Annotated in this window: 26 protein-coding genes; 4 read left to right on the top strand and 22 right to left on the bottom strand. The window is 63.8% G+C overall.

Annotation, left to right across the window (positions count from 1 at the left end; all coding sequences use genetic code 11):
* The 6 genes from truB to rimP form a co-directional block, all read right to left on the bottom strand.
* Positions 1–747 (bottom strand): tRNA pseudouridine(55) synthase TruB (gene truB, locus AAF563_22790; protein ID MEM7124123.1); only part of this gene is annotated, 747 nt, incomplete at its 3' end.
* The gene (rbfA, locus tag AAF563_22785; protein MEM7124122.1) at positions 737–1,108 is read right to left on the bottom strand and encodes a 30S ribosome-binding factor RbfA; all 372 of its coding nucleotides are present in this window, start codon (positions 1,106–1,108) and stop codon (positions 737–739) included. The genes rbfA and truB, both read right to left, overlap by 11 nt.
* Before the next feature lie 41 nt (positions 1,109–1,149).
* Complete coding sequence (infB, locus tag AAF563_22780; protein ID MEM7124121.1) at positions 1,150–3,774, bottom strand: translation initiation factor IF-2; 2,625 nt, start codon at positions 3,772–3,774, stop codon at positions 1,150–1,152.
* Between the two features lie 2 nt (positions 3,775–3,776).
* The gene (locus AAF563_22775) at positions 3,777–4,391 is read right to left on the bottom strand and encodes an RNA-binding protein (protein MEM7124120.1); all 615 of its coding nucleotides are present in this window, start codon (positions 4,389–4,391) and stop codon (positions 3,777–3,779) included.
* 17 nt (positions 4,392–4,408) lie between these two features.
* Complete coding sequence (nusA, locus tag AAF563_22770; protein MEM7124119.1) at positions 4,409–6,004, bottom strand: transcription termination factor NusA; 1,596 nt, start codon at positions 6,002–6,004, stop codon at positions 4,409–4,411.
* Positions 6,005–6,020: 16 nt separating this feature from the next.
* A complete protein-coding gene (gene rimP / locus AAF563_22765; protein ID MEM7124118.1) occupies positions 6,021–6,515 on the bottom strand; it encodes a ribosome maturation factor RimP in 495 nt (164 codons plus the stop codon).
* Between the two features lie 220 nt (positions 6,516–6,735).
* On the opposite strand from rimP, the gene AAF563_22760 reads away from it, so the two are divergent.
* Positions 6,736–6,957: a cold shock domain-containing protein gene (locus AAF563_22760; protein MEM7124117.1), complete on the top strand. Its 222-nt coding sequence runs from the start codon at positions 6,736–6,738 to the stop codon at positions 6,955–6,957.
* Here AAF563_22760 and AAF563_22755 read toward each other — a convergent pair.
* From AAF563_22755 to AAF563_22700, 12 genes are all read right to left on the bottom strand, one after another.
* Complete coding sequence (locus tag AAF563_22755; protein MEM7124116.1) at positions 6,954–7,655, bottom strand: tRNA (guanine(46)-N(7))-methyltransferase TrmB; 702 nt, start codon at positions 7,653–7,655, stop codon at positions 6,954–6,956. The genes AAF563_22760 and AAF563_22755 overlap by 4 nt on opposite strands.
* Positions 7,656–7,678: 23 nt before the next feature.
* Entirely contained in the window at positions 7,679–8,845 is a 1,167-nt protein-coding gene (metK, locus tag AAF563_22750) for a methionine adenosyltransferase (GenBank protein ID MEM7124115.1), read from the bottom strand.
* A gap of 226 nt (positions 8,846–9,071) precedes the next feature.
* Positions 9,072–9,488 carry a helix-turn-helix transcriptional regulator gene (locus AAF563_22745; GenBank protein MEM7124114.1) on the bottom strand — a complete coding sequence of 139 codons (417 nt, stop codon included), beginning with the start codon at positions 9,486–9,488 and terminating at the stop codon, positions 9,072–9,074.
* Between the two features lie 89 nt (positions 9,489–9,577).
* The gene (gene lnt / locus AAF563_22740; GenBank protein MEM7124113.1) at positions 9,578–11,170 is read right to left on the bottom strand and encodes an apolipoprotein N-acyltransferase; all 1,593 of its coding nucleotides are present in this window, start codon (positions 11,168–11,170) and stop codon (positions 9,578–9,580) included.
* Positions 11,171–11,192: 22 nt separating this feature from the next.
* Complete coding sequence (locus AAF563_22735) at positions 11,193–12,083, bottom strand: hemolysin family protein (protein ID MEM7124112.1); 891 nt, start codon at positions 12,081–12,083, stop codon at positions 11,193–11,195.
* 8 nt (positions 12,084–12,091) lie between these two features.
* On the bottom strand, positions 12,092–12,655 hold the full coding sequence (ybeY, locus tag AAF563_22730) for an rRNA maturation RNase YbeY (GenBank protein ID MEM7124111.1): 564 nt from the start codon (positions 12,653–12,655) through the stop codon (positions 12,092–12,094).
* Positions 12,652–13,644 carry a PhoH family protein gene (locus AAF563_22725; protein ID MEM7124110.1) on the bottom strand — a complete coding sequence of 331 codons (993 nt, stop codon included), beginning with the start codon at positions 13,642–13,644 and terminating at the stop codon, positions 12,652–12,654. The genes ybeY and AAF563_22725 overlap by 4 nt, the downstream gene beginning before the upstream one ends.
* A complete protein-coding gene (gene miaB / locus AAF563_22720; protein ID MEM7124109.1) occupies positions 13,641–15,050 on the bottom strand; it encodes a tRNA (N6-isopentenyl adenosine(37)-C2)-methylthiotransferase MiaB in 1,410 nt (469 codons plus the stop codon). The genes AAF563_22725 and miaB overlap by 4 nt, the downstream gene beginning before the upstream one ends.
* 75 nt (positions 15,051–15,125) lie before the next feature.
* Complete coding sequence (locus tag AAF563_22715) at positions 15,126–16,016, bottom strand: lysophospholipid acyltransferase family protein (GenBank protein ID MEM7124108.1); 891 nt, start codon at positions 16,014–16,016, stop codon at positions 15,126–15,128.
* Positions 15,985–16,824, bottom strand: coding sequence for a GNAT family N-acyltransferase (locus AAF563_22710; protein MEM7124107.1), 840 nt, complete (start codon positions 16,822–16,824; stop codon positions 15,985–15,987). Before AAF563_22710 ends, AAF563_22715 begins: the two co-directional genes overlap by 32 nt.
* Positions 16,825–16,869: 45 nt before the next feature.
* Positions 16,870–17,298, bottom strand: a complete 429-nt coding sequence (locus AAF563_22705; GenBank protein MEM7124106.1) for a Fur family transcriptional regulator — start codon at positions 17,296–17,298, stop codon at positions 16,870–16,872.
* 113 nt (positions 17,299–17,411) lie between these two features.
* On the bottom strand, positions 17,412–17,837 hold the full coding sequence (locus tag AAF563_22700; protein ID MEM7124105.1) for a MucR family transcriptional regulator: 426 nt from the start codon (positions 17,835–17,837) through the stop codon (positions 17,412–17,414).
* 55 nt (positions 17,838–17,892) lie between these two features.
* Between AAF563_22700 and AAF563_22695 the strand changes: the two genes are divergently transcribed.
* Complete coding sequence (locus AAF563_22695; protein ID MEM7124104.1) at positions 17,893–18,189, top strand: sulfurtransferase TusA family protein; 297 nt, start codon at positions 17,893–17,895, stop codon at positions 18,187–18,189.
* Between the two features lie 15 nt (positions 18,190–18,204).
* Here AAF563_22695 and AAF563_22690 read toward each other — a convergent pair whose 3' ends face one another.
* Together AAF563_22690 and tsaB are read right to left on the bottom strand one after the other, a co-directional pair.
* Positions 18,205–18,681, bottom strand: coding sequence for a GNAT family N-acetyltransferase (locus tag AAF563_22690; GenBank protein MEM7124103.1), 477 nt, complete (start codon positions 18,679–18,681; stop codon positions 18,205–18,207).
* Entirely contained in the window at positions 18,674–19,339 is a 666-nt protein-coding gene (tsaB, locus tag AAF563_22685; GenBank protein MEM7124102.1) for a tRNA (adenosine(37)-N6)-threonylcarbamoyltransferase complex dimerization subunit type 1 TsaB, read from the bottom strand. The genes AAF563_22690 and tsaB overlap by 8 nt, the downstream gene beginning before the upstream one ends.
* Positions 19,340–19,401: 62 nt before the next feature.
* On the opposite strand from tsaB, the gene ddpX reads away from it, so the two are divergent.
* A complete protein-coding gene (gene ddpX / locus AAF563_22680; GenBank protein MEM7124101.1) occupies positions 19,402–19,953 on the top strand; it encodes a D-alanyl-D-alanine dipeptidase in 552 nt (183 codons plus the stop codon).
* 19 nt (positions 19,954–19,972) lie between these two features.
* On the opposite strand, the gene AAF563_22675 is transcribed toward ddpX, so the two are convergent.
* Positions 19,973–20,560 carry a malonic semialdehyde reductase gene (locus AAF563_22675; GenBank protein ID MEM7124100.1) on the bottom strand — a complete coding sequence of 196 codons (588 nt, stop codon included), beginning with the start codon at positions 20,558–20,560 and terminating at the stop codon, positions 19,973–19,975.
* Between the two features lie 34 nt (positions 20,561–20,594).
* Between AAF563_22675 and AAF563_22670 the strand changes: the two genes are divergently transcribed.
* Complete coding sequence (locus AAF563_22670) at positions 20,595–21,674, top strand: polysaccharide deacetylase family protein (GenBank protein ID MEM7124099.1); 1,080 nt, start codon at positions 20,595–20,597, stop codon at positions 21,672–21,674.
* Positions 21,675–21,819: 145 nt separating this feature from the next.
* Here the strand turns inward: AAF563_22670 and AAF563_22665 are convergent, their stop codons facing one another.
* The gene (locus AAF563_22665) at positions 21,820–22,749 is read right to left on the bottom strand and encodes a glucosaminidase domain-containing protein (GenBank protein ID MEM7124098.1); all 930 of its coding nucleotides are present in this window, start codon (positions 22,747–22,749) and stop codon (positions 21,820–21,822) included.
* Positions 22,750–22,954: the final 205 nt, after the last annotated feature.

The raw sequence follows: 22,954 nt of genomic DNA, 5'->3' as shown, positions 1-22,954 counted from the left end.
TTCGCTCAAAGTCAGCGCCGGGATGTCGTCCAGCGCCGCCTCGACCGGCAACAGGTGCCCCGAGAGCGCGGGACTATGCCCAAACTGCTCCAGGGTTTCCAGAGAAATCGCCCGGTCCAGACCAAACGGCCCGACCCGGGTTCGGCGCAGGGCCGCGACATGGCCGCAGGTCCCCAAAACCGCCGCCAAATCACGGGCCAAAGCGCGAACATAGGTGCCTTTGCCGCAGTCCAGCTCAAAAACCGCGTGATCGACGTCCGGCACCTCGATCAGGTCCAGGCGCTCGATCAACACCCGCCGAGGCCGAAGCGACGGCACCTTGCCCGCCCGGGCGAGGTCATAGGCCCGCCGGCCATCAACCTTGAGCGCCGAATAGCGCGGCGGCAGCTGGTGGATCTGGCCCTCAAACTGTTTGATGGCGTCGGCGATCTGTCCGGCATCGGGTCGGATATCCGATGTGGCCGTTACTTCGCCCTCGCTGTCGTCGGTGTCGCGGTCCTCGCCCCAGCGCAGCGTGAAGCAGTAGCTCTTCTTGCCATCCTGACACCAGGCGACGGTCTTGGTCGCCTCGCCCAGCGCCACCGGCAGGATGCCTGTCGCCATCGGATCGAGGGTGCCACCGTGGCCGGCCTTGCGGGCGCCCAGCATGCCGCGCACCCGCGCCGTCGCCTGGGTCGACGACAGACCGAGCGGTTTATCCAGGACCACCCAGCCGTCGATGTCCTGGCCCTTGCGTCTACGCGCCATCGCTGTCTTTGAGAAGCTGGTCGATGCGCGCTGCATACTCATAGCCGCGGTCGGCCCGGAAGGTGAGGTCCGGGGTAAACCGCAGCCGCACCTGGCGGCCGATCTGTGACCGCAGGAACGGCTTGGCGCGGTCGAGACCCGCGATCACCTCGTCGGTCTCCTCGCCGCCCAGCGGCAGGACGAAGACGGTGGCATAGCGCAGGTCGCGGCTCATGCGCACTTCGGTCACGGTGATCGGCCGGCCACTGAGCGCGGGATCGCGCAGTTCACCACGGGCGATGATTTCCGCCAGGACGTGACGAATCTCTTCGCCGACGCGCAGCTGTCGCTGGCCCGCCTCAGGTCGTGTTTGTTTGGTCATAACTCACAGTTTCGGGCTTGCGCCCGTCGCGGCACGCCACCTTAGCTGGCAAGCGTGCGTGCTACCTCCTGAAGCTCATAGGCTTCGATTTCGTCGCCGACCTCCACATCATGGAAACCGTCGAGCTGAATGCCGCACTCTTGGCCGGCCTTGATCTCGCGCACCTCGTCCTTGTGGTGCTTGAGGTTCTTGATCGCGCCGTCGAACAGCGGCACGCCATCGCGCAAGACGCGGACACGCGCATTGCGGCGCACGACACCGTCGAGCACCCGGCAACCCGCGATGCGGCCGATCTTCGAGATGTCAAAGGTCTCCAGCACCTGGACCGCGCCCAGCACCTTTTCCTCGCTGTGCGGCGCCAGAAGGCCCGACAGCATGTCGCGCACGTCATCCAGAAGTTCATAGATGATGTTGTAATAGCGCAGCTCGACACCTTCGCGTTCGGCGAGCGTACGGGCCTGGCTGTTGGCGCGCACGCCAAAGCCGATGACGATGGCGTTCGACGCCTTGGCAAGCGTGATGTCGCTTTCGGTGATACCGCCGACCGCACTCAACAGAACCTTGGCGGCGACCTCGTCGGTTGCGAACTGCTCCAGGCTGGCGGTAATCGCCTCGGCGGATCCCTGCACGTCGGTCTTGATGACCAGCGGCAGTTCCTTCAGTTCGCCGGAGGCGATGTTGGCGAACATCTGCTCAAGCGACGCGCGGCCACCGGCGGTGATCTTGTCGTCGCGCTCCTGCTCCTCGCGGTAAGTCGAGACCTCGCGCGCACGCTTTTCGTTCTCAACGACCTGGAACTCGCTGCCGGCATCGGGCGTGCCGCCCAGGCCAAGCGCCTCGACGGGGAATGACGGGCCGGCCGTTTTGACGTTCTTGCCGCGATCGTCGATCAGGGCGCGAACGCGGCCCCATTCCTTGCCGACAACCATGATATCGCCGACATGCAGCGTACCGCGCTGGACCAGCACGGTGGTAACGGCGCCGCGGCCCTTCTCCAGCTTCGCCTCGACCACAATGCCTTCGGCGCTGCGGTCCGGGTTGGCGGCCAGTTCCATGACCTCGGCCTGCAACAGGATCGCTTCTTCCAGCTTGTCGAGGCCGTCGCCCTTGGTCGCGGAAACCTCCACGTCCAGGACATCGCCGCCCATCTTCTCGACGACCAGGTCGTGCTGGAGCAGATCCTGGCGGACGCGATCGGGATCGGCACCGGGCAGATCGCACTTGTTGATGGCGATGATGATCGGCACTTCCGCCGCCTTGGCGTGGTCAATCGCCTCCTTGGTCTGGGGCATGACGCCGTCATCGGCGGCAACCACCAGAATGACAATGTCAGTCACGCTGGCGCCGCGCGCGCGCATGGCGGTGAACGCCGCATGACCCGGCGTATCCAGGAACGTGATCTTGTGACCGCCTTCAAGCGTCACCTGATAGGCGCCGATGTGCTGGGTGATGCCGCCGGCCTCGCCCGAAACGACATCGGTCTTGCGCAGCGCATCCAGCAGCGACGTCTTGCCGTGGTCGACATGGCCCATGACGGTGACAACGGGCGGACGCGGCTTCTTGGCCTCATCGGGATCTTCATCACGTTTCAAACCAACCTCGACATCGGCTGCGGCCACACGTTTGACCTTGTGTCCGAACTCCTCGACGAGCAGCTCGGCGGTATCCGCATCGATCGCCTGGTTGATCGTGACCATCTGGCCCATGTCCATGAGCTTCTTGATGACGTCGCCGCCGCGCACGGCCATGCGGTTGGACAGTTCCTGAACCGTGATGGCCTCGGGGATAACGACCTCGCGGACGACTTTCTTGGAGCCGCCGCCCTGTTTCTGGCCCATCTGCTGCTGGCGCAGTTTTTCGCGGGCGCGCCGCGCCGCGGCCAGGCTGCGTGCGCGGCCTTCCTCATCCTCGGCGCCCAGGGCCTCAGACACGGTCAGCTTGCCGCCGCGGCGGCGTGGTTCGTTGCGCGAGCGCGGCGCCAGACGCGAACGCCGGTCCTTGGCGCTCTTGCGTTCGGCTTCCTGCGTTTCGGCATCAGCGCGGCCACGCGGCGCGCTTTGCGGCGCGGCAGCGGCCGCCTCGGCCGGTGCCTCTTCTTCCAACAGACGCGCCGCCTGCTCCTCGGCCTTCACACGCGATTCTTCTTCCTTCGCACGGCGATCCTCTTCTTCCTTGGCGCGCTTTTCGGATTCCTCGCGCTCAATCGCCGCCTGTTTCTCTTCTTCAGCGCGCCGGACCGCGTCCTCCTCCGCGCGCTTACGGGCTTCTTCCTCGGACTTGCGTGCCTCGCCCAGCGCGCGAACACGGCTGGCGCGCTCTTCCGACGTCAGGTTCTTCAGAACGATCGGCGCGCGGGCGTCCTGCGGCGCATCGACCGCGGGCTCCTGCTTGGCGGGCGCCTCAACCTTGGGCTCGGCCTTCGGTGCGGCCTTGGCTTCAGGCGCCGGCGCGTCCTTGGCCTCGGGCTTCTCAGCCTCTGCCGCGGGCGCGCGACCGGGTTTGATGACCCGGCGCTTCTTGACCTCGACCGCGACCTGCTTGGAGCGGCCACGGGGGAAGTTTTGGCGTACCTGGCCACCGTCGACAGTCGTCTTGAGGTCGAGCCGTCCGGGACGGTTCACGCTCAGCGTCTTGCCTTTGGCTTCTTTATCTGTCGTCTCAGCCATCTTTACCGCCGCTCTTTTTCATCTCTATCGGTCACGGCCACGTCGTCGCGAAAACCGCGCAGCCGTTCCACATCGCGTCGCAGGGCCGTCGCCAAGCCACCGGGTTTCAGCGCCACATGCACGGCCATGTCACGGCCGAGCGCCGCACCCATCTGCGCCGCATCAAAACAGATTAGCACGGCAACATCCGGTGCCGCGCGTTTCAGCCGGCGCAGCCCGTCCGGCGCGCCGTCGCCCGCCTGCAGCAGATACGCCGCCTCGCCGCTTGCCAGGAGCATCTGGGCCTTGTCGAACCCGGCAACTGCCTGACCGGCACGCTTCGCCAGACCAAGCAGCTCAAGACATCGCGTCTCCAAGAGCGCCTCGACCTGATCGGCCAGCGCCGCATCGGCCAGCGCGCGGCCCTTGAAACCGCGCGCGAACAAACCCTTCGTCGCCGCGGTCACCACCGCATCGCGCCGCGCCGTCACCCAGGCGCCACGGCCAGGCAGACGTTCGGCGATGTCGGGCACCACCCGGCCATCTGGCGACAACGCAAAACGCACGAGCAAGGCCTTGTCGCCGGTCTCGCCGGTGACGAGGCATCGCCGCTCGGGCGCTGTCGTCTTCCTATCGATCGCCAGTTCGGCCAGGGTCAGACCTCCTCCTCGCTGGCTTCCGTTTCGTCGCTGGCTTCCGTTTCCTCGCCAGCGTCTTCCGCTGCACCCTCCTCGGTCTCCTCCTCATCGGGGAACCAATGGGCGCGCGCCGCCATGATCATCGCGTTTGCCTCGTCGAGCGTCAGGTAGCTGTCGGGCAGGTAGTCCTCGATCAGTTCGTCGCCGGCCAGGTCGGCCAGATCATCAAGCGTCTTGATGTCCTTCTCACCGAGTTCGACCAGCATGACCGGCGTCAACCCTTCGATGGCGGCAAGCTCGTCACTGACGCCGAGTTCCTGACGCTTGACCTCCATCTGGCGGTCGCGCTCCTCGACATAAGCGAGTGCGCGGCTCTGAAGCTCCTGGGCAATGCCTTCGTCGAGGCCTTCGATGCCGGCCAGTTCGTCGATCGGCACATAAGCAACGTCGTCGGCCGCCGAGAAACCTTCGGTCACCAGAAGACGGGCCAGAACATCGTCGACGTCCAGCGTCTCCATGAAGTGCTCGCTCCTGAGACGCATCTCCTCGATGCGCCGTTCGCTCTCGTCGCTCTCGGTCAGGATATCGATATCCCAGCCGACCAGTTGCGAGGCCAACCGCACGTTCTGACCACGCCGGCCGATCGCCAGGCTCAACTGGTCATCGGGCACGACGACTTCCATGCGCCGGTCGTCCTCGTCCATGACGACCTTGGTGACTTCTGCGGGCGCCAGCGCGTTGACGACAAAGGTCGCGGTATCAGGCGACCACTGGATGATGTCGATCTTCTCGCCACCCAGCTCATTGACGACCGCCTGGACGCGGCTGCCGCGCATGCCGACGCAGGCGCCGACCGGATCGATCGAGCTGTCGTGGGACAGGACAGCGATCTTGGCCCGGCTGCCGGGATCGCGGGCGACCGCCTTGATCTCGATGATGCCGTCATAGATCTCCGGCACCTCCTGGTAAAACAACTTGGCCATGAACTGGGGATGGCTGCGCGAGATGAAAATCTGCGGTCCCCGCGGCTCCTGGCGCACGTCGTAGATGTAGCCACGCACCCGGTCGCCGCGGCGCAGGATCTCGCGCGGCAGGCTTTCGTCGCGGCGCAGCATGGCCTCGGCCTTGCCCAGATCGATGATCCAGTTGCCGTGCTCGGGACGCTTGACCAGACCGTTCACGATCTCGCTGATGCGGTCCTTGTACTCTTCATACTGGCGCGCCCGCTCGGCCTCGCGCACCTTCTGCACGATGACCTGTTTGGCGGTCTGGGCGGCGATACGGCCGAACTCAATCGGCGGCAATTCTTCGGAGATGAAGTCGCCAACCTTGGCCAGCGGATTGCGCTGCTGGGCCTCGCCGACGGTGATCTCGGTCGCCGGGTTCTCGACCTCGTCGACGACTTCGACATAGCGCATCAGCGAAACGTCACCAGACGCACGGTCGATGGTCGCGCGGATGTCGTGCTCGTGGCCGTATTTTCGTTTGCCGGCGTGCTGGATCGCCTGCTCCATGGCATCGATCACGGTCTCACGCTCGATACCTTTCTCGCGCGCGACCGCATCGGCCACTTGAATCAACTGTTCCTGTGTCAGGGCAGCGGCAGCTTCCATGCCTCAGCCTCTCCTCTTATGCGTCCTCGTGTCCCGGTGCCATCGCGGCGATCAACTCGTCGGTTAACGCGAGCTTCGCCTTGACGATACCGTCAAAACTCAATTCCACGCCGTCGCGCCCGTCATCCAGGCGGACAACACCGTCTTCGGCGCCGATGATCCGGCCGCGCCACCGTTTGCGGCCTTCCACCGGCGGGTCGACATCGACGATCGCCTCGAACCCGGCGAAACGAACGAAGTCGTCCAGTTTGACCAAGGGCCGGTCGATCCCGGTGGAACTGACCTCCAGGTCATAGGCGCCGCCGATCGGGTCCTCGACATCGAGCAGCGTCGAAACGGCCCGGCTGATGTCGGCACAATCGTCGACAACCACCGGCGATCCGTCTGCGCGCTCCGCCATGACCTGCAAGGTGCGGCGTCCGCTGCCAAACAACTTTACGCGAACGATCCGGTACCCCATGTCCTCAACCGTCGGGGCGATCAATCGTTCGATCTCGTCAGCCAGGCTCATCCGGCCGATCCCCCCGCGAGGTCCATAAGGGTACGCTACACACCGCCGTCAACTCGGCCGCGGCAGTTCCTCCAAACAAAAAAGTGGGCTTAACGCCCACCTCTCAGCCCGTGGCCACAAGCCACCTCAAACTGGCGCGCATCTTAGTCATCCCGGCGCGCCGGGCAAGTTTTTTGTCAAGCGCTTGACAAGCCCTGCCGGGCGCACGGATGGTCGCGTCATGAACGGCGTCATCGTCTGGTACAACCCTTCAAAACGCTATGGTTTCGTCGCCCCGCAGGACGGTGGCGGCGACATTTTCTTTCGCCTGGACGACGCCGGTATCCGGGATCTCGGACCCGTCGAAACCGGCATGAATGTTCACTTTCTGCTCGCCGAGGGCCCCGACGGACCAGTCGCCATGCGTCTGGCGCCCGGAAACGCGCCGGAACCCCCGGTCTAGGCCCGACAACGCCGGCAGCGCTCGAAGATCAAATACACCGGCGAGCGTCCGGCTTTGACCGCCTTGGCCTCATAGCGGGTCTCAGGCCAATCCCCGGATCGATGCCGCCAATCGCCTGGACGCCGCGCCTTCCAGCGGAAGGCCGGATTGGCGGTCGTCACCTGGAGAATCTGGCGGGCATAGCTCATGTCGTCCGTCGCCAGCCTGAGTTCCGCGCCATCAGCCAGCAAATCGGCCAATCTGGCGACCAAACGCGGATCAACCAGGCGTCGCTTCAGGTGTCGGGTCTTGGGCCAGGGATCGGGAAACAGGACAAAGGCCCGATCCAGCATGCCCGGCGTCAAACGCTCGAGAACCGGCCGGATATCGTCGGGGACAACCCGAATGTTATCGAGATCGCCGTCATCGACCGAAGCCAGCAGCGTGGCGACGCCGTTGATATAAGGTTCCGCCCCGATGAATCCAATGTCGGGATGGCGTTCGGCCTGCCAGGCCAGGTGTTCGCCGGCGCCGAAGCCGATTTCGAGCCAGACCGAACATGGCCTCCCGAAAAGCACTTCGGATGTCAGAATGGCCGGTTCCGGGGCAACCGCCACGCGCGGCAAGAGTTCGTCGACCAAGTGCTGGCGGCGCGCGCTCAGGCGATGACCGCGGCGGCGCCCGTGAAGCTGGCGCCCGCGGCGATCGTCGGGGGGCATGGCCGTACCAGTCAGCCGCCCGCTTACGCGCAGGCGGCCTTCAAATCCTCGGTCAGATCCGTGCGTTCCCAGGAGAACGCGCCATCGGACTCCGGCGCGCGACCAAAATGGCCATAGGCCGCGGTCCGCTCGTAGATCGGGCGATCGAGCGCCAAGTGATCGCGGATGCCGCGCGGACGCAGATCCATCACCTCGCGCAGCGCCTTTTCGATCGTGTCCTCGGCGACATTGCCGGTGCCGTAGGTATCGACATAGACCGACAGCGGATCGGCGACGCCGATGGCATAGGAAAGCTGGATCGAACAACGGTCGGCCAGTTCGGCCGCGACCACGTTCTTCGCCAGATACCGAGCGGCGTAAGCGGCCGAACGGTCAACCTTGCTGGGGTCCTTGCCCGAGAAAGCGCCGCCGCCATGGGGTGCGGCACCGCCATAGGTATCGACGATGATCTTGCGCCCGGTCAGGCCGCAGTCGCCGTCGGGACCGCCGATGACGAAGCGCCCCGTGGGATTGACGTAGAACTGGTCATCCGGGCACATCCAACCATCCGGCAGCACCTGTTCAACGATCGGGCGCACGATTTCGCGCACCTCTTCGGTTTCCAGGCTGTCGGCATGCTGGGTTGAGACAACCACGGAGGTGGCACGGACCGGCTTACCGTTCTCGTAAGCGAGCGTGACCTGGCTTTTGGAATCCGGACCCAGGCCCGACTCCCGACCGCTGTGGCGGGCGTCCGCCAGAGCCCGCAAAATCTCGTGCGAATAATGGATGGGCGCGGGCATCAGCGCGTCGGTCTCGCGGCAGGCGTAACCGAACATGATGCCCTGGTCGCCTGCGCCCTCGGCCTTGTTGCCGCTGGCGTCGACGCCTTGCGCGATATCGACGGACTGGGCGTGCAGGTGCACCTCGACCTTGGCATCGCGCCAGTGAAAGCCGTCCTGCTCATAACCGATCGCCTTCACCGCGCCACGCGCGAGCTCCTCGACCGACGGCAGAACATTGGCCGGGCCCCTGACCTCGCCGGCGATCACGATCAGATTGGTCGTGGTCAGCGTCTCGCAGGCGACACGCGCGTTGGGATCGGCGCCCAGATAGGCATCGACCACCGCATCGGAAATGCGGTCACAGACCTTGTCGGGATGGCCCTCCGACACGGATTCACTGGTGAACAGGTAGCTGGTCCTGGCCACGCCAACCCCTCCTTCTTTTCGGCAGTTTGACATCCCGGTCGCGTCCACCCGGCCGGGCGGCGTCACCGTGTTCGACAGCAATCAAGACGGGGCGGAACCTCCACCATCCCGTGGGGTCCGGTCAAGCGAATTGGCGCACCGGCAAACGACGGCGAGGTGTCACGAGAATGACGTGGGGTCGTCGGCGCCGACGGGGGTGTCGGCGCCGAAGCGTCATTGGACGAGTTTACTGGTCGGCGTCTTTGGGACCCGCGGCCTTGACGAGCTCGAACACCTTGCGGCGCAGGCGGTCATCAGGGATGCGGTAGTAAGCGCGCACCAGCTCAAGGGTTTCACGCTTCGACATGGTGTCGGGACCATAGGGGTCCTGTTCGGCATCGGACATGCCACGTCCGCCGCCGGCGGCGGCAACGTCGTTCGGCATGTCGTCAAAGAAAAACGAGACCGGCACATCAAGGATCTGCGACAGGTGATAAAGCCTGCTCGATCCGATGCGGTTGGCGCCGCGCTCATACTTCTGGATCTGCTGGAACGTCAGACCAAGCGCCTGGGCCAGCTTTTCCTGGCTCATGCCCAGCAGCGTGCGGCGCAGCCGGACACGGCCACCGACATGAATGTCGATCGGATTTGGATTGTTTGCCATGACTGTTTTCTTCTCTACCCCCCCGGTTGAGATACGCTCTACTTGGTTCATGTCGTCTTTCCCCTAACGAGTTGCATTGTCGCCAACATTCATCGGTCGGCTTTTTGACGATCGGATTGTGCGGACAGCCGCTTGATCGCCTTTGGAGGTACTCCAAGCAAGGAACAGGCCAAGTAGACGAGGAAAGGAAAAAGAATTACCAACAACGTCCAGTTGCCCCACAGACTGTAAATGGTTGGGGCCAGCGGCGGTGGCAACCGCGCATCAATCACACCCTCTTGTTCAAGGTCCAGACGGGCAACGTAACGGCCGGCGGCATCGATCACGGCGGAGACTCCGGTGTTGGCGGCGCGCGCCATTGGCAGTCCCTGTTCAACCGTACGCAATCGGGCCGACGCCAGGTGTTGATAGGGTCCCGACGAGTTGCCGAACCACCCGTCATTGGTGATGTTCAGCAGCCAGGCCGGCCGCGCTTCCGGCGCCACCACACCGTTTGGAAAGATCGCTTCATAGCAGATCAAAGGGCTGAAAGCGGGCAGGTCGTCGAGCGCCAGGGTTCGAGGCGACGGCCCCGCGGTAAAGTCCGAGGTGCCGGGCGTCAGCTTGTCGATCGGCAGAACGCCGCGCAGCGGCACGTACTCACCGAACGGCACCAGATGATGTTTGTCATAGACGGCAACCAACTCGCGACGATCGTCGAACACAACCAAACTGTTGAAGAACCGCGCACCAGAGCCGTCATTTTCACTGGTTACAGCGCCGGCCATCAGCACGCCGCCTGGTGGTACCGCCGCTTCCACGAGGGCATCGACCATGTCGGTTTCCCGAAAGACACGGTAGGGAATCGCTGTCTCCGGCCAAATGACGATGTCTGGAATTGTCTCAGATTGCAACTGGCTATGCGCAATATGCATCGCAATATGCGACAAGTAGAGATCCGGACGCCATTTCTCGCTCTGGGCAATATTGGGTTGAATCAACCGCAGGTCGACGGGCGCCTGATCGGCGAGAGGCTCGAGCGCGGTGAGCCGCCACGCGCCGTAGCCGCCGGTCGCCACCACGATCAGAACGGCGGCCGAGCACGTATAGAGCGCGCGCCGGCCCAGACGTTCGGGGGCGCCATAGGCCGCGAGCGCCGGCAACAAACACACCGTCATGGCGATGACGCTGAGGCCGTAGACGCCGGCCACGGCCGCCGGCTGCAACAGGCGCGCGTCGATATCGAAGACCGTGCCCATGAGGTTCCAGGGAAAGCCGGTGAAGAGCCAGCTGCGCAGCCATTCGACGGCAACCCAGGCGACACCGAAGGCAACCACCCGCGGCAATCCCGGACGCCAGGTCCACGCCACGCCGGCGACCAAGGCGGGGAACAGCGCGAAACCCGCCGCGATCGCCGCCAGGGACGGCGGGTAGAGCCAGCCATGGCGCGCCACGTCGACCAACAGCGAGTTGGCGATCCAGTAGTAGGCGGTCGCGCTATGGCCGACGCCGAACCACCAGCCGATGCCAATCGCCGTCAGGCGGCGGTTGGCGCCGTCGAGCAGCCAGACCAGGCCGACAAATCCGACCACCGCCAAGGGCAGGAGATCCACCGGCGGCAATGCCGCGGTCACCAGCGCACCAAGGACCATGGCTAGGAGGGCGCGGCGAAATCCGGTCAGGGAACGCAATCGTCCCGGCAATGAAACCGCCGCCGCTGCGATATCAGGCCTCTGGCGCGACGAGTGGTGGCACGTGGCGCACGCGCAGTCGTTTGATACGCCGCGCGTCGACATCGGTGATCTCGAATTCCAGCCCGCTCTCGTGGGCGATCAGCTCACCGCGTGCCGGTATGCGGCCCAGAAGCGCGAACACCAGGCCACCCAGGGTATCGACATCTTCATCGCGCTCCTCTGGCAACAGATCGATGCCGGTGCGTTCCTCAAGCAGTTCGACCGGCGTGCGCGCGCTCGTCTCGATGACGCCGCCGGGACGCTCGATCAGCGTCGGCGTCTCGCTGCTGTCGTGCTCGTCCCAGATCTCGCCGACAATCGGTTCGACAAGATCCTCAATGGTCGCCAGGCCGTCGGTCCCGCCGTACTCGTCGACCACCAGGGAAAGATGAAGCCGCGCGCCGCGCATCTTGGCCAAGAGATCGACCACCGGCATCGAAGGCGGCACAAACAACACCTGGCGGCACAGGGACTCGACCTCGGGCTGTTCCTCGGACGGCGTTGACCAATAGGGCAGGAGATCGCGCAGATGCACCATGCCCACGACGTCATCCAGGCTGTCGCGATAGACCGGCAGGCGAGAGTGGCCTTCTCGCTTCATGACCTCGACGACATCGTCCAACGGTGTCGAAACGTCGACCGCGATGACATCGGCACGCGGTACCATGACGTCGTCGACACGCAGTTCGCCGAACTCCAGGAGATTGATCAGCATGGCGCGTTGTGTCGCGCTCAAATGATGTTCGGACTCCTCGAACTCGTCGAGCAGCTCCTCGACGTTTTCTCGCAAGCTGGCATCGCCGTTGCGGCCACCCAGGAGTTTTTTGAGCCAGCCAGAAAACGCCTGGTGACCCAATCCCGATGGTGTCGATCGTTCCGCCATCGCCGCGCCTACCGGTAGGGGTCCGCGATGCCGAGATGGCCCAGGAGTTCGGCCTCCAAGGCCTCCATCCGGTCCGCTTCACCGTCGTCCAGATGGTCGTAGCCCAGCAGATGGAGCACGCCATGGATGATCAGATGGGCAAGGTGGTCGCTCGCTGTCTTGTCCTGCATTGCGGCCTCATGCAGCACCGTCTGGCGCGCCACGATGACATCGCCCAGCGCGATCGGTTCGTTCTTGGGGTGGCCGGGCTCAGGCTCCGGCCCCCTATCGGGCGCAACCTCGAGCGCCGGGAACGACAGCACGTTCGTTGCCTTGTCGATACCGCGCCATGATCGGTTCAAGCGGCGCACCGTCTGATCGTCGCCCAACACGATCGACACGGTGAAGCGATAACGATCGCCCGCGACGACCAGTGCCTGCCGCGCGGCACGGCGCGTCAGATCCTCAACGCCCGGAACGGCATCCAACCAACCGGCATCATCGATCGCGATGTCTGTGTCGAGATGGTGCCCGGCGCGGCGCCGGGCGGCGGTACTCGATCCCTGGTCGTCGGCGTCCATCAGCTCGATCATGGTTTCTTTCCACGCCGGCCTTGCGCGTCATAAGCGCCAACGATGCGCGTCACAAGCTCGTGGCGCACGACATCGGCCGCCGAGAATCGCGCAACGCCAATGCCCTCGACACCATCGAGCACATCCAAGGCATCGGCCAGGCCGGACTTCTGGCCGGTCGGCAGATCGACCTGGGTCAGGTCGCCGGTTACTACCATGCGCGAGTTCTCGCCCAACCGGGTCAGGAACATCTTCATCTGCATGGGCAGCGTGTTCTGCGCCTCGTCCAGAATGACAAAGGCATTGGCCAGAGTGCGTCCGCGCATAAAGGCGAGCGGCGCGATCTCGATGTCGTCATGGGCCATGCGCCGCACCACCTTGTCGGCGTGCATGGTGTCGTGCAGGGCGTCGTAGAGCGGCCGCAAGTAGGGATCGACCTTTTCTTTGAGATCACCAGGCAGGAAACCCAGACGCTCGCCGGCCTCGACCGCCGGACGCGACAAGACGATCCGATCGACACGGCCGGCCTCCAGCATCGCGACGGCGGATGCGACCGCCAGATAGGTCTTGCCGGTTCCCGCCGGGCCCAACGCGAAGACAAGCTCCGTCGTGTCCAGCATTTCGAGATACCGCGCCTGCATCCGCGAACGCGGCGTGATACGCCGGCGCGGTGTTCTGAGCTCAATCTTAACGTCGGTCTTCTCGCCATCCGGCTCGGGCGATGATTCGATCCGCAAAGCCGCATCAACCTCGCTTTGTGTCACCGGCAATCCACTCTGCAACCGCGTGTAGAGATCGTTCAAGACCCGGCAGGCGGCATCGGCTGACCATTCCCGCCCGGACACAGCGAGTTGGTTACCGCGCGAGGTCACGACCACACCGAACTGTTGTTCGATGCGCGCGAGGTGACGGTCGTGCTCGCCAAACAAGGCGGGCAACAGACTGTTGTCGTCAAAGGAAAGGTAGCGCAGGGCTGCGGTTTGTTCCTGCGGTCCGGCACCAGCCGTCATGCGCTCTCCCTCAGCGGTACCGATGCGGCCAGCGCGCCTGGCGATGCCGCGACACCGGCAAGACTGTTCGCCAGGGCCTCGGTCACGGTCACGTCGACAAGCGTGCCCATCAATGTCTCGGGCCCGTCCAGGTGGACCGCCTGCAAATAGGGGCTGCGCCCGACCATCTGGCCAGGCTTGCGGCCGGATCGTTCGACCAGGACCGGCAGCGTTTGGCCAACGGTCGCGGCGTTGAACGCATCCTGCTGGGCACCCAGAAGTTGCTGCAGAGCCGCCAGGCGCTCGACCTTAACGGCCTCATCGACCTGGGCGCCGGCATTCGCCGCTGGGGTGCCGGGACGCGCGCTGTACTTGAACGAGAACGCGCTGGCATAGGTGACATCGCTGACCAGCCTGATGGTATCGGCGAAGTCGGCATCGCTCTCGCCGGGGAACCCGACGATGAAGTCGCCCGACAGCGCGAGGTCCGGGCAGGCGCGGCGTATCTTGTCGATCAGGCGCCGATAGTCGTCCGCGCTGTGGCGCCGGTTCATTGCTTCGAGAACACGGTCAGCGCCCGACTGCACCGGCAGATGCAGATAAGGCATCAGTTGCGGCACATCGCCATGGGCGGCAATCAGGTCGTCATCCATGTCGCGCGGATGCGAGGTCGTGTAACGCAGCCGTTCCAAGCCATCGATCTCGGCGAGTTCGCGGATCAGTCGCGCCAGACCCCAATCGCGACCATCCGGGCCGGCGCCGTGATAGGCGTTGACGTTCTGTCCCAGAAGGTTGATCTCGCGCACGCCGTCGCCAACCAGCCGTTTGGCCTCGGCGACGACTTGGTCGACCGGGCGGGAGAATTCCGCGCCCCGTGTATAGGGTACGACACAGAACGTGCAGAACTTGTCGCAGCCCTCTTGGACCGACAGGAAGGCGCTGACGCCGCCATGAGCCTGGGGCCGTGGCAGATGGTCGAACTTGGATTCGACGGGAAAGTCCGTATCCAGAACGCCACCAGCCTCGCGATGCGCCCGCGCGATCAGTTCCGGCAGGCGGTGATAGGTCTGGGGCCCGACGACAAGATCGACCACCGGCGCGCGGCGGATGATTTCCTCGCCCTCGGCCTGCGCGACACAGCCGGCGACGGCGACGATCATCGATCCGCCCTCGCCTTCACGGCGGGTCTTGAGCGGCTTGATCCGCCCGAGCTCTGAATAGACCTTCTCGGCCGCTTTTTCGCGGATGTGGCACGTGTTCAAGATGACCAGATCCGCGCCATCGGGCGAATCAGTCGTTTGATAGCCCAAAGGCGTCAGAACGTCCGTCATACGACCGGAGTCGTACACGTTCATCTGGCAGCCATAGGTCTTGATGAAGAGCTTTTTCGGCAATCGGTTGTCGCGGCGCTTAATCGCCCGGCGCATCCTTTAGCGATCGGTTTTATCGCGTTTATCAAACCCACCATGCCTGAGGCAAGGCCCCGGAGTCAACGTGGGCCATCACCGCGCACGCCGTTGGCGCAGGCGGGCCAAACGGCCCCGCGCCGAACGCGGCAGCCGCCCGGTTATCGCGCGCGCGACGCCATCGGCAACGATTCGATGGGTGTGTTCGGCCATGCTGCGGCGCGTGCCGCCGGCCTCTTCGATGGTCAGGGGGTCGTGAAACTGCACGACCACGGTGGCACCGCCCAGCTTGACCATGCGCCAGACATGAGTGGCCAGATACATATCGCCATACCAGGCGAAATAGGGCCTTAAATCCCGATCCATGGGCAGGTTCGAGAACCGCGCGTAGGATACCGAGACCGGCTGGACGACGAGCGGTTCATTGTTCACGCGCCGCTCGGCGACCGAGAACAGTGCACTTTTGAACGGCAGCACACGATTGCCGTCGCCACTGGTCCCTTCCGGAAACAAGATCAGGCGGTCGCCGGCATCGAGCCGTTCGGCAATCTGATCGCGCTGGTCGCCGGCCGAACCGCGTCGCCGATCGACGAACACGGTCCGTTGTAGTTTGGCGAGCCAGCCAAAGAGGGGCCAACCTGCGACCTCTGCCTTGGCGACAAAACTGCCGCCGATCAACGAGCCCAGGACTTCGATATCCAGGTAGGACGTGTGATTGCAGATGAAGAGGGTCGGGCGTTTGCGTGTCGCACGCCCATGGACCTCGATCTTCAGACCCAGAAGGCGGCAACAGATGCGGTGGTAGAAGACCGGAAACGTGACCCGACCGGGAAGGCGTGTGATCAGAAAGAAGGCCTGGATCGGCATGCACGGCAGTGTCCACGCGATATAGAGCGCGATGCGCACCACGCCAACGACAGCAGAACTGCCAAGCGCGACCGGCGCGTCGGACTTCTCAAGAACCAGTCGCTTCGCCGTCGTTTCCATCTTCGTGACCAAACCGTTGCCGGTATCGCGCCGTCGCCGTCGCCACATCAAGCATGACGCAGACATCGGTCGTGTTGAACTGGCGATCGATGACGGCGCCATCGCCGAACAGGCAGCCTGCCCGCGCGTAACCTTTGATCAGCGGCGGCAAGGTCACCGCGCCGCGACGCTGGTCGACCTGATCTTGGGGCAGGATGTTCATGTTGACGTAGAGATGGTCAAGCGCCCGGGGTTTCAGCTCGTCCGGCGCCTGCAAGTAATGATGCAAGTATGACAGCGGCATGGCGAGTTCATCAGGATCGGTGCCATGCAGGCTGGCGCAACCGAACATGATCTTAATGTCGTATTGGTCGACATAGGCGCCAAGCCCGCGCAGCAATGCCTGGACCGTCGCGCCGGACCGGTAGCGCGCGTCGACACAGCTGCGGCCGAGCTCGACCAGCTCGCCCTTCACAGACCGTATGTTGCTGATGTCGTACTCGCTGGCTGTATAGAATTCTCTGTGCTGGTCGGCGACGGAACGTCTCAGCAGGCGATAGGTGCCAACAACCGCCTCGGCACCGTGACCCAGCTCCGGATCGAGCACCAGAAGATGATCACAAATGGCGTCAAAGTCGTCGAAGTCTCGCTGTTCCGCCGCCATCCTGCCGACCGGCTTGGCCGCCATTTCCTCGTAGAAGACGCGATAGCGCAGCCTTTGCGCGGCCTCGACTTCGGCGTCGTCGCGCGCCAGGCGCAAGACCAGCGGTCCAAGCTGGATGCCTTCGTCCAGACGGCCTGTCTCGTCGGCGCGATGTTCCTGATTCATAACCATAGCCGGTGAACGTGGTGCGCTTCGCGCAGCCGCGCCACCCTATTCGTGACCCTTGGCGGCTTTTTCCAAGGGCACGCCAAAAAGCTCCATCTTGTGCTCGACCAGGCGATAGCCCAATCGTTTGGCAATCTTCACCTGAAGCGCTTCCAATTCCTTGTCATAGAACTCGATGACGTCACCGCTCTGCACATCGATCAGATGGTCGTGGTGTTCTTCGGAACTGGCTTCATAGCGTGTCCGACCGCCACCGAAATCATGACTGTCGATGATGCCCGAATCTTCAAACAAGCGCAGGGTTCGGTAAACCGTCGCCAAGCTAATGCGTTCGTCCTGCTCGGACGCGCGCCGATAGACTTCCTCGACATCCGGGTGATCCTCGGCAGACGACAGAACGCGGGCGATAACCCGGCGCTGCTCTGTCATCTTCAGGCCCTTGTCTAGACATGCGCGCTCTATTCGTGACGCCATCGGTCCCCAATCCTCATGCCGGGGCGATATACCCCGATCGCGACGCCTTCAGGCGTCCTATGACTGAGTTTATAACCTGGGGGCCCGAACAGCAAAGCCCGGGCGGTCACGCGTCAACGACGCTTCTTGCGCCGTCCGCCTTTGGTGCCAAGACCGATTTTCTTCGCCAGTTCGCTGCGCTGTGCGGCGTAGTTGGGCGCAACCATGGGATAGTCGGACGGTAATCCCCAGCGCTCGCGGTACTCGTCTGGCGTCATATCGTACCGGGTCTTTAGATGCCGCTTCAGCATCTTGAGCTTTTTTCCGTCTTCCAGACACACAATATAGTCCGGCATGATGGACTTCTTGATGGGCACGGCCGGTTGCGGCAATTCGGCTTCGACCTTTCCGGCGCCCGGGCCAGCGCTGGCGAGAGAGCTGTAGACTTGGCGGATCAAGTCGGGCAATTCGTCAGCACGAATCTCGTTGTTGGACACATGCGAGGCGACAATTTCGGTCGTCAGTGCCAGAAGTTCGCTGGCAGTCGGCTGATCGGTCATGGCAGTCATATCATTAGTTGTCATGGGTGCTGTTCATAACTCCGGAGAGGTTATCGTGTCCGATTCTGTCAGTTCCGTAAGCAACGATGAAAAGCGCTCTTCTGAGTATTACGACGTTTTTCTAGACATAACAAGTGACGTCTGCCCGATGACTTTCGTCAAAACAAAGATTTTGATTGAAAAGATGGCCGGCGGTTCGATCGCGGAAGTACGCTTGAATGACGGCGAACCGCTCGAAAATGTTCCTCGCTCGGTACGCGAACACGGGCATGAAGTCTTGAGTCTGGAGCCTGAAGAAGCCGGCAGCCGCGTGCACCGCTTACGCATTCGCAAGGCGCCGGATCCAAAGTAACCGCCAAGCCGAACACTAGTCCTTGGGACCGGCCAGATCGGCACGCATGGTAACCGCATCCGCCACCTCCTCATCTCGCCGGTAGTAGCCGGCCCTGCGGCCGACCGCGACGAACCCAAAGGTCTCGTAAAGGTGCCGCGCGGCATGGTTGTCCTCCGCCACCTCCAAAACCATGGTCATCGCGCCATCCTTAGCCACGCGATCAAGCAGCGCCGTCATCAATTGCCGGGCGACACCCATGTCGCGGCATGCCGGCACGACCCCAAGCGTCAGCAATTCGCTCTCGCCTCGGGTGTGGCGCACAAGGGCAAACCCGATCGCCGCCGATGGCCGTTGCGCGCCTTCGCCATCATAGGCGAGCAAGGCAAAACTGCCTTGCGGGCTCATTAACCGGGCGAAGGTCCCGGCATTCCAGCCTTCGTCGAAGCAGGCGAAGTGCAGGCGCGACAGCGTCTCGGCCGCGTCGTCGTCAACACATACGACGTCAGCCATCAGACGTTTCCGGCAGATCGGCGTCGGGCGCGCGCAGATAAAGCGGCGCGGGATAGTGTGTCGGCATTGTTGCGCCCGGCACGCCAAAGCGGCGATAGGCCAATTCGACCAACACGGACGCATCCGGTAACCGGCTGTCCTCACGCACCTCGACGTCAGCCATGCCGGCGTAGACAAACGCCCCGCTGCCAACCGCGAGCCACCGGCCGGACCAGGGTAGCGCGGCGTCCTGGGCAACCACGCAAGGCGCTTCGAGCGGCACCATCGCCACATCGAAGACTTGGCGATAGATCTGGCCGCGCCGAGCATCGATGGCCGCGATAATGCCGCGGTCTTGATCGCCGGACCTTTGCGCCGCCGCCAGGACCTCAAGACTGGTCATGCCAGCGACCGGCACTGATGCCGCCAAGCCGAAGCCGCGCGCGGCGGCCAGGCCAATTCTGATGCCGGTAAACGTTCCCGGCCCTGTCGTCACGGCAATCAGGTCAAGCGCATCAAAGTCGAGACCGGCTTCGGCCATGGCGTCGGTCACCATGGGCACCAGGCGCTCGACATGGCCGCGCCGCAGGGTCTCGAACCGGTGGGCGGCAAGGCCGTCACCGCACCAGACCGCCGCCGAACAGGCATCGGTCGTCGTGTCGAAACCCAGCACGTTCATGGCCCAGGGCTTCCGGCCGTGATAATGTCGGGCAACAGGGTCCTCCACACACAGTAAGCACCATGCTGGTCGAAATCGCTCACCCCGCCTTCGATGTCGACATCGCCCTTGCCTATGCCGGCGCCGACAACTTCATGGGCCAGCCGGTCTACCGCAACGCGCGATGCTGGCTTCACAGCGACGCGGCTGCCGCTCTGGCGCGCGCCATCGTGCTGGCTGAGGAGCAGGGCCTGCGCCTGAAAATCTACGACGCCTTCAGACCGAGCGAAGCCCAGTGGGCGTTGTGGCATCACACGCCGGACCCCGACTATGTCGCTGACCCGCGTCGCGGCTCGCCGCATAGCCGCGGCGTCGCCATCGACCTGACCTTGGTCGATGGCGACGGCAACGAGCTCGACATGGGAGGCCCGGTCGACGACCTGACCCCAAACGGTCACCACGACGCGCCGGGTTTGGCGTCGGCCGCGCGGCGCAATCGTCTGCTGCTGCTGGGACTCATGACCGCCGCGGGTTGGGATTGGTATGTACGCGAATGGTGGCACTATCAGCTGTTCCGTCCCCGCGACTATCCGGTCTTGAGTGATCGCGCCGCCGGCACCGCCATGATGGGTTAGTGGGGGCCGACCTGGCCAATCACACGATCCGACAAGCCTCGTCAAACGCCAGACGGTCGTCGCGCGGATGCAATCGGTCGCTGTCGCCATAGCCGATGTTGCACAGGAAGTTCGCGCGCCATGTCGTATCGGCGAAGAACGTTTCGTTGACCCCTTTGGCGCTGAACCCGGACATCGGACCGCAATCCAACCCCAACGCGCGCAACGCCATCATCAGGTAAGCGCCCTGCAGACTGCCGTTGCGCAACGCGGTCGCCTTGATTGCCGCCTCGCGGCCGGCAAACCAGGATCGCGCGTCGTCGCGCGGCCACAGCCGCGGCAGATATTCATAGAACTCCAAATCGTGGGCGATGATGGCCGTGACAGGCGCGTCCTTGGTCTGACGAAGATTGCCTTCGTCCAAATGCGGCAACAAACGCGCCTTGGCATCTTGGGAGACGACAAATACAACCCGCCCGGGCGAACAATTGGCGCTGGTCGGTCCTTGCTTGGCAAGTTCCCACGCAGCGCGCAGGATATCGTCTGCAACGGGCTTGTCCGACCAATGCCGGTGTGTGCGGGCTTGGCGGAACAGTGTATCGAGGGAGTCGTCGCTTAGGCGAACCATTATGGGCAATCCAGATAGTGTCCGACAGCGTGTGATGAGGCCGACAGGTTTAGCGGCCTCGTGGCGACGTGCCAAGCTGCGGCGCTTGCTGGTCGGTGTTCTCGTCTCGCTGGTCGTGCCGGGCAGCATGAGCGCGCAAGCGTCCGACGACAACGGCGCCGTCATGCTGACCTATCACCGGTTCGGCGAAGACAGCTATCCGTCCACCAACATTCGCCTCGACCAGTTCGACCGTCATATTGAAATCCTGACCAATGGCGACTTCAACGTCTTGCCGTTGAGCGACGTCATCGCCGCGTTCAAGGAAGGGACGCCTCTGCCCGACCGGACCGTCGTCATTACCGTCGACGACGCCTACCAGTCCGTCTACCAGGAGGCGTGGCCACGGCTAAGCGCGGCCGGTCTGCCGTTCACGATCTTTGTCGCCACGGACATGGTCGGCGGCGGCCGCAACATGATGACATGGGAAGAGATACGCGAGGTCTCCGCCGCCGGCGTCGAGATCGGCGCACACAGCGCCGCACACGAGCACATGCCGTTCATGGATCGTGGCGCGATCGAGGCCGACTTCGCGCGCATGACCGCTGCCTTCAACGAAGAGCTTGGCTTCGTGCCGTCGATCTATGCCTACCCTTATGGTGAGTACAGCCCCGAACTCGTCGACCTTGTTGCCGCGGCGGGATACGACGCCGCGCTCGGCCAGCATTCCGGTGTCGCCTATGACGGCGACAATCTCTTCACGCTGCCGCGCTTCGCGCTGAACGAACGCTATGGCGAACCTGAACGGTTCGACCTGATCGTCGAAGCGCTGCCGCTGCCGGTCAGCGATGTCTTGCCCAGCGGCATGCTGATTGCCGAAAACCTGGGCGAAAACAACCCGCCACAGATCGGATTCACGGTCGATGAAGCCGTGGGTTCGCTCAGCCAGCTCAACTGTTTTGCCTCGAACGATGCGGACGTCGCGTTGGAGATCTTGGGCGACGACCATGTCGAGGTTCGGTTGTCGAGCCCGTTCCCGCCCGGCCGTTCACGCTTGAACTGCACGCTGCCCGGACCCGACGGCCGCTGGCGCTGGATGGGCCTGCCCTTCCTGCTGCCGGGTGGGACTGACTAGGTTCTGTTTTACTCACGCCATTACCAGCTCACTCCCCGCCGGGCCGTCCCGAGGATGCTGCCATGGGTGGCCTCGGCGAAAACGCCTCTCGGCGTTTTGCCCCGGAGGGTGGGGAGTGGGCTGGTGTTGCGGCTAGAGGAAAACCCTAGAGCGCCAAATCGGCCAGGCGCGCGCTGTCGAAGTCGGTGAGATCGTTGGAGCGGATAATCGCGCGGATCTTGTCGACATAGGCTTGGCCTTCTTCCGAATAGCCGTCCAGACCTGTCGCCATCAGGTAGCCGTCCAGTGCGCGGTCGGTATCGCGGTAGAACGCACGGAGGTCGCGAAACGACGCATAGGCGTCATGGCTGTTCAGATTGACCATGTAAGCGAACACCGATTCACGCAGGCCGTCGAACGCGCGGACCTCATGGTTTTCGCCCGACGCCCTGGCGTCCGGCACCATGCCGGCGCCGGCTTCCCAGATGCGCTGACCGAACAGCGCGTTGCCTTCATGGACAAAACGTGATGTGCCCCATCCGGTTTCCTGCGCCGCCTGCGCCAGCATCATCGACGGCGGGATGACATCGACACGCGCCAGGAGCTCGTCGCGATCGCCGGGCTCAACGCCGTAAGCTTCGTACATCGCCGCACGCCAGCGCCGTTCGGTGAAGGACACAGTGAGGCCGCTGTCCTCGCGCGCCGCCAGGTAAAGCAGACGGGCGCGGTCGACCAGAAGCCGTTCGTTGGCGTCCAGAACCAAAGGCAGCATCAGCTTGATGAAGATGCGCTTGCGGTCGTCACTCGATGCGATGGCCGCCATGTCCGGTGGCATCGACGCGGCATAGATCCGCGGCACCGCGGCATCGCCATCGCGCGCGGTGTCGACCTGATAGCCGGTCAGGCTCAACAGGTGATCGAAACTTTCCGAATCGAGCCCTGAGAGACCGTTCGCCGCCAGCACAAGGTGACCGGCGGATTGCAGCGGCGCCGCCTCGACCACGACCGGTGCGATCGGTAGAGGTGGCAGCGAGGCCGAATCAGCCGCCGCCGCGCCGATCGAGAGACCGGCGCCCAGTACAAAGACAGAGAGCATGAAACAACTCAGCCGCGTTGTTGACAGATGACACCATCGGCGGCTCCCCCCAGGGAACCTTCTAACGACGCGACGCTAGTCAGACAATATGGCGGGAATCAGATATCCACAGGGTGATTCTTGGTCGTTGGCCGAGGCCAAACCTAGCCGGCCCGCTCCCCCGCCCGGCCACCCATGGCAGCATCCTCGGGGTGGCCGGGCGGGG

The organism is Pseudomonadota bacterium (assembly GCA_039028155.1).
In the GTDB taxonomy this organism is placed as follows: Bacteria; Pseudomonadota; Alphaproteobacteria; order SP197; family SP197; genus JANQGO01.
This window is presented reverse-complemented; position numbering and strand designations above follow the sequence as displayed.

Coding starts and splice junctions, on each gene's coding strand:
- rbfA (MEM7124122.1), bottom strand. CDS start 1,108: ATGACCAAACAAACACGACCTGAGGCGGGCCAGCGACAGCTGCGCGTC.
- infB (MEM7124121.1), bottom strand. CDS start 3,774: ATGGCTGAGACGACAGATAAAGAAGCCAAAGGCAAGACGCTGAGCGTG.
- nusA (MEM7124119.1), bottom strand. CDS start 6,004: ATGGAAGCTGCCGCTGCCCTGACACAGGAACAGTTGATTCAAGTGGCC.
- rimP (MEM7124118.1), bottom strand. CDS start 6,515: ATGAGCCTGGCTGACGAGATCGAACGATTGATCGCCCCGACGGTTGAG.
- AAF563_22760 (MEM7124117.1), top strand. CDS start 6,736: ATGAACGGCGTCATCGTCTGGTACAACCCTTCAAAACGCTATGGTTTC.
- AAF563_22755 (MEM7124116.1), bottom strand. CDS start 7,655: ATGCCCCCCGACGATCGCCGCGGGCGCCAGCTTCACGGGCGCCGCCGC.
- AAF563_22745 (MEM7124114.1), bottom strand. CDS start 9,488: ATGGCAAACAATCCAAATCCGATCGACATTCATGTCGGTGGCCGTGTC.
- AAF563_22735 (MEM7124112.1), bottom strand. CDS start 12,083: ATGGCGGAACGATCGACACCATCGGGATTGGGTCACCAGGCGTTTTCT.
- ybeY (MEM7124111.1), bottom strand. CDS start 12,655: ATGATCGAGCTGATGGACGCCGACGACCAGGGATCGAGTACCGCCGCC.
- AAF563_22725 (MEM7124110.1), bottom strand. CDS start 13,644: ATGACGGCTGGTGCCGGACCGCAGGAACAAACCGCAGCCCTGCGCTAC.
- miaB (MEM7124109.1), bottom strand. CDS start 15,050: ATGCGCCGGGCGATTAAGCGCCGCGACAACCGATTGCCGAAAAAGCTC.
- AAF563_22715 (MEM7124108.1), bottom strand. CDS start 16,016: ATGGAAACGACGGCGAAGCGACTGGTTCTTGAGAAGTCCGACGCGCCG.
- AAF563_22710 (MEM7124107.1), bottom strand. CDS start 16,824: ATGAATCAGGAACATCGCGCCGACGAGACAGGCCGTCTGGACGAAGGC.
- AAF563_22705 (MEM7124106.1), bottom strand. CDS start 17,298: ATGGCGTCACGAATAGAGCGCGCATGTCTAGACAAGGGCCTGAAGATG.
- AAF563_22700 (MEM7124105.1), bottom strand. CDS start 17,837: ATGACCGATCAGCCGACTGCCAGCGAACTTCTGGCACTGACGACCGAA.
- AAF563_22690 (MEM7124103.1), bottom strand. CDS start 18,681: ATGGCTGACGTCGTATGTGTTGACGACGACGCGGCCGAGACGCTGTCG.
- tsaB (MEM7124102.1), bottom strand. CDS start 19,339: ATGAACGTGCTGGGTTTCGACACGACGACCGATGCCTGTTCGGCGGCG.
- ddpX (MEM7124101.1), top strand. CDS start 19,402: ATGCTGGTCGAAATCGCTCACCCCGCCTTCGATGTCGACATCGCCCTT.
- AAF563_22675 (MEM7124100.1), bottom strand. CDS start 20,560: ATGGTTCGCCTAAGCGACGACTCCCTCGATACACTGTTCCGCCAAGCC.
- AAF563_22670 (MEM7124099.1), top strand. CDS start 20,595: ATGAGGCCGACAGGTTTAGCGGCCTCGTGGCGACGTGCCAAGCTGCGG.
- AAF563_22665 (MEM7124098.1), bottom strand. CDS start 22,749: ATGCTCTCTGTCTTTGTACTGGGCGCCGGTCTCTCGATCGGCGCGGCG.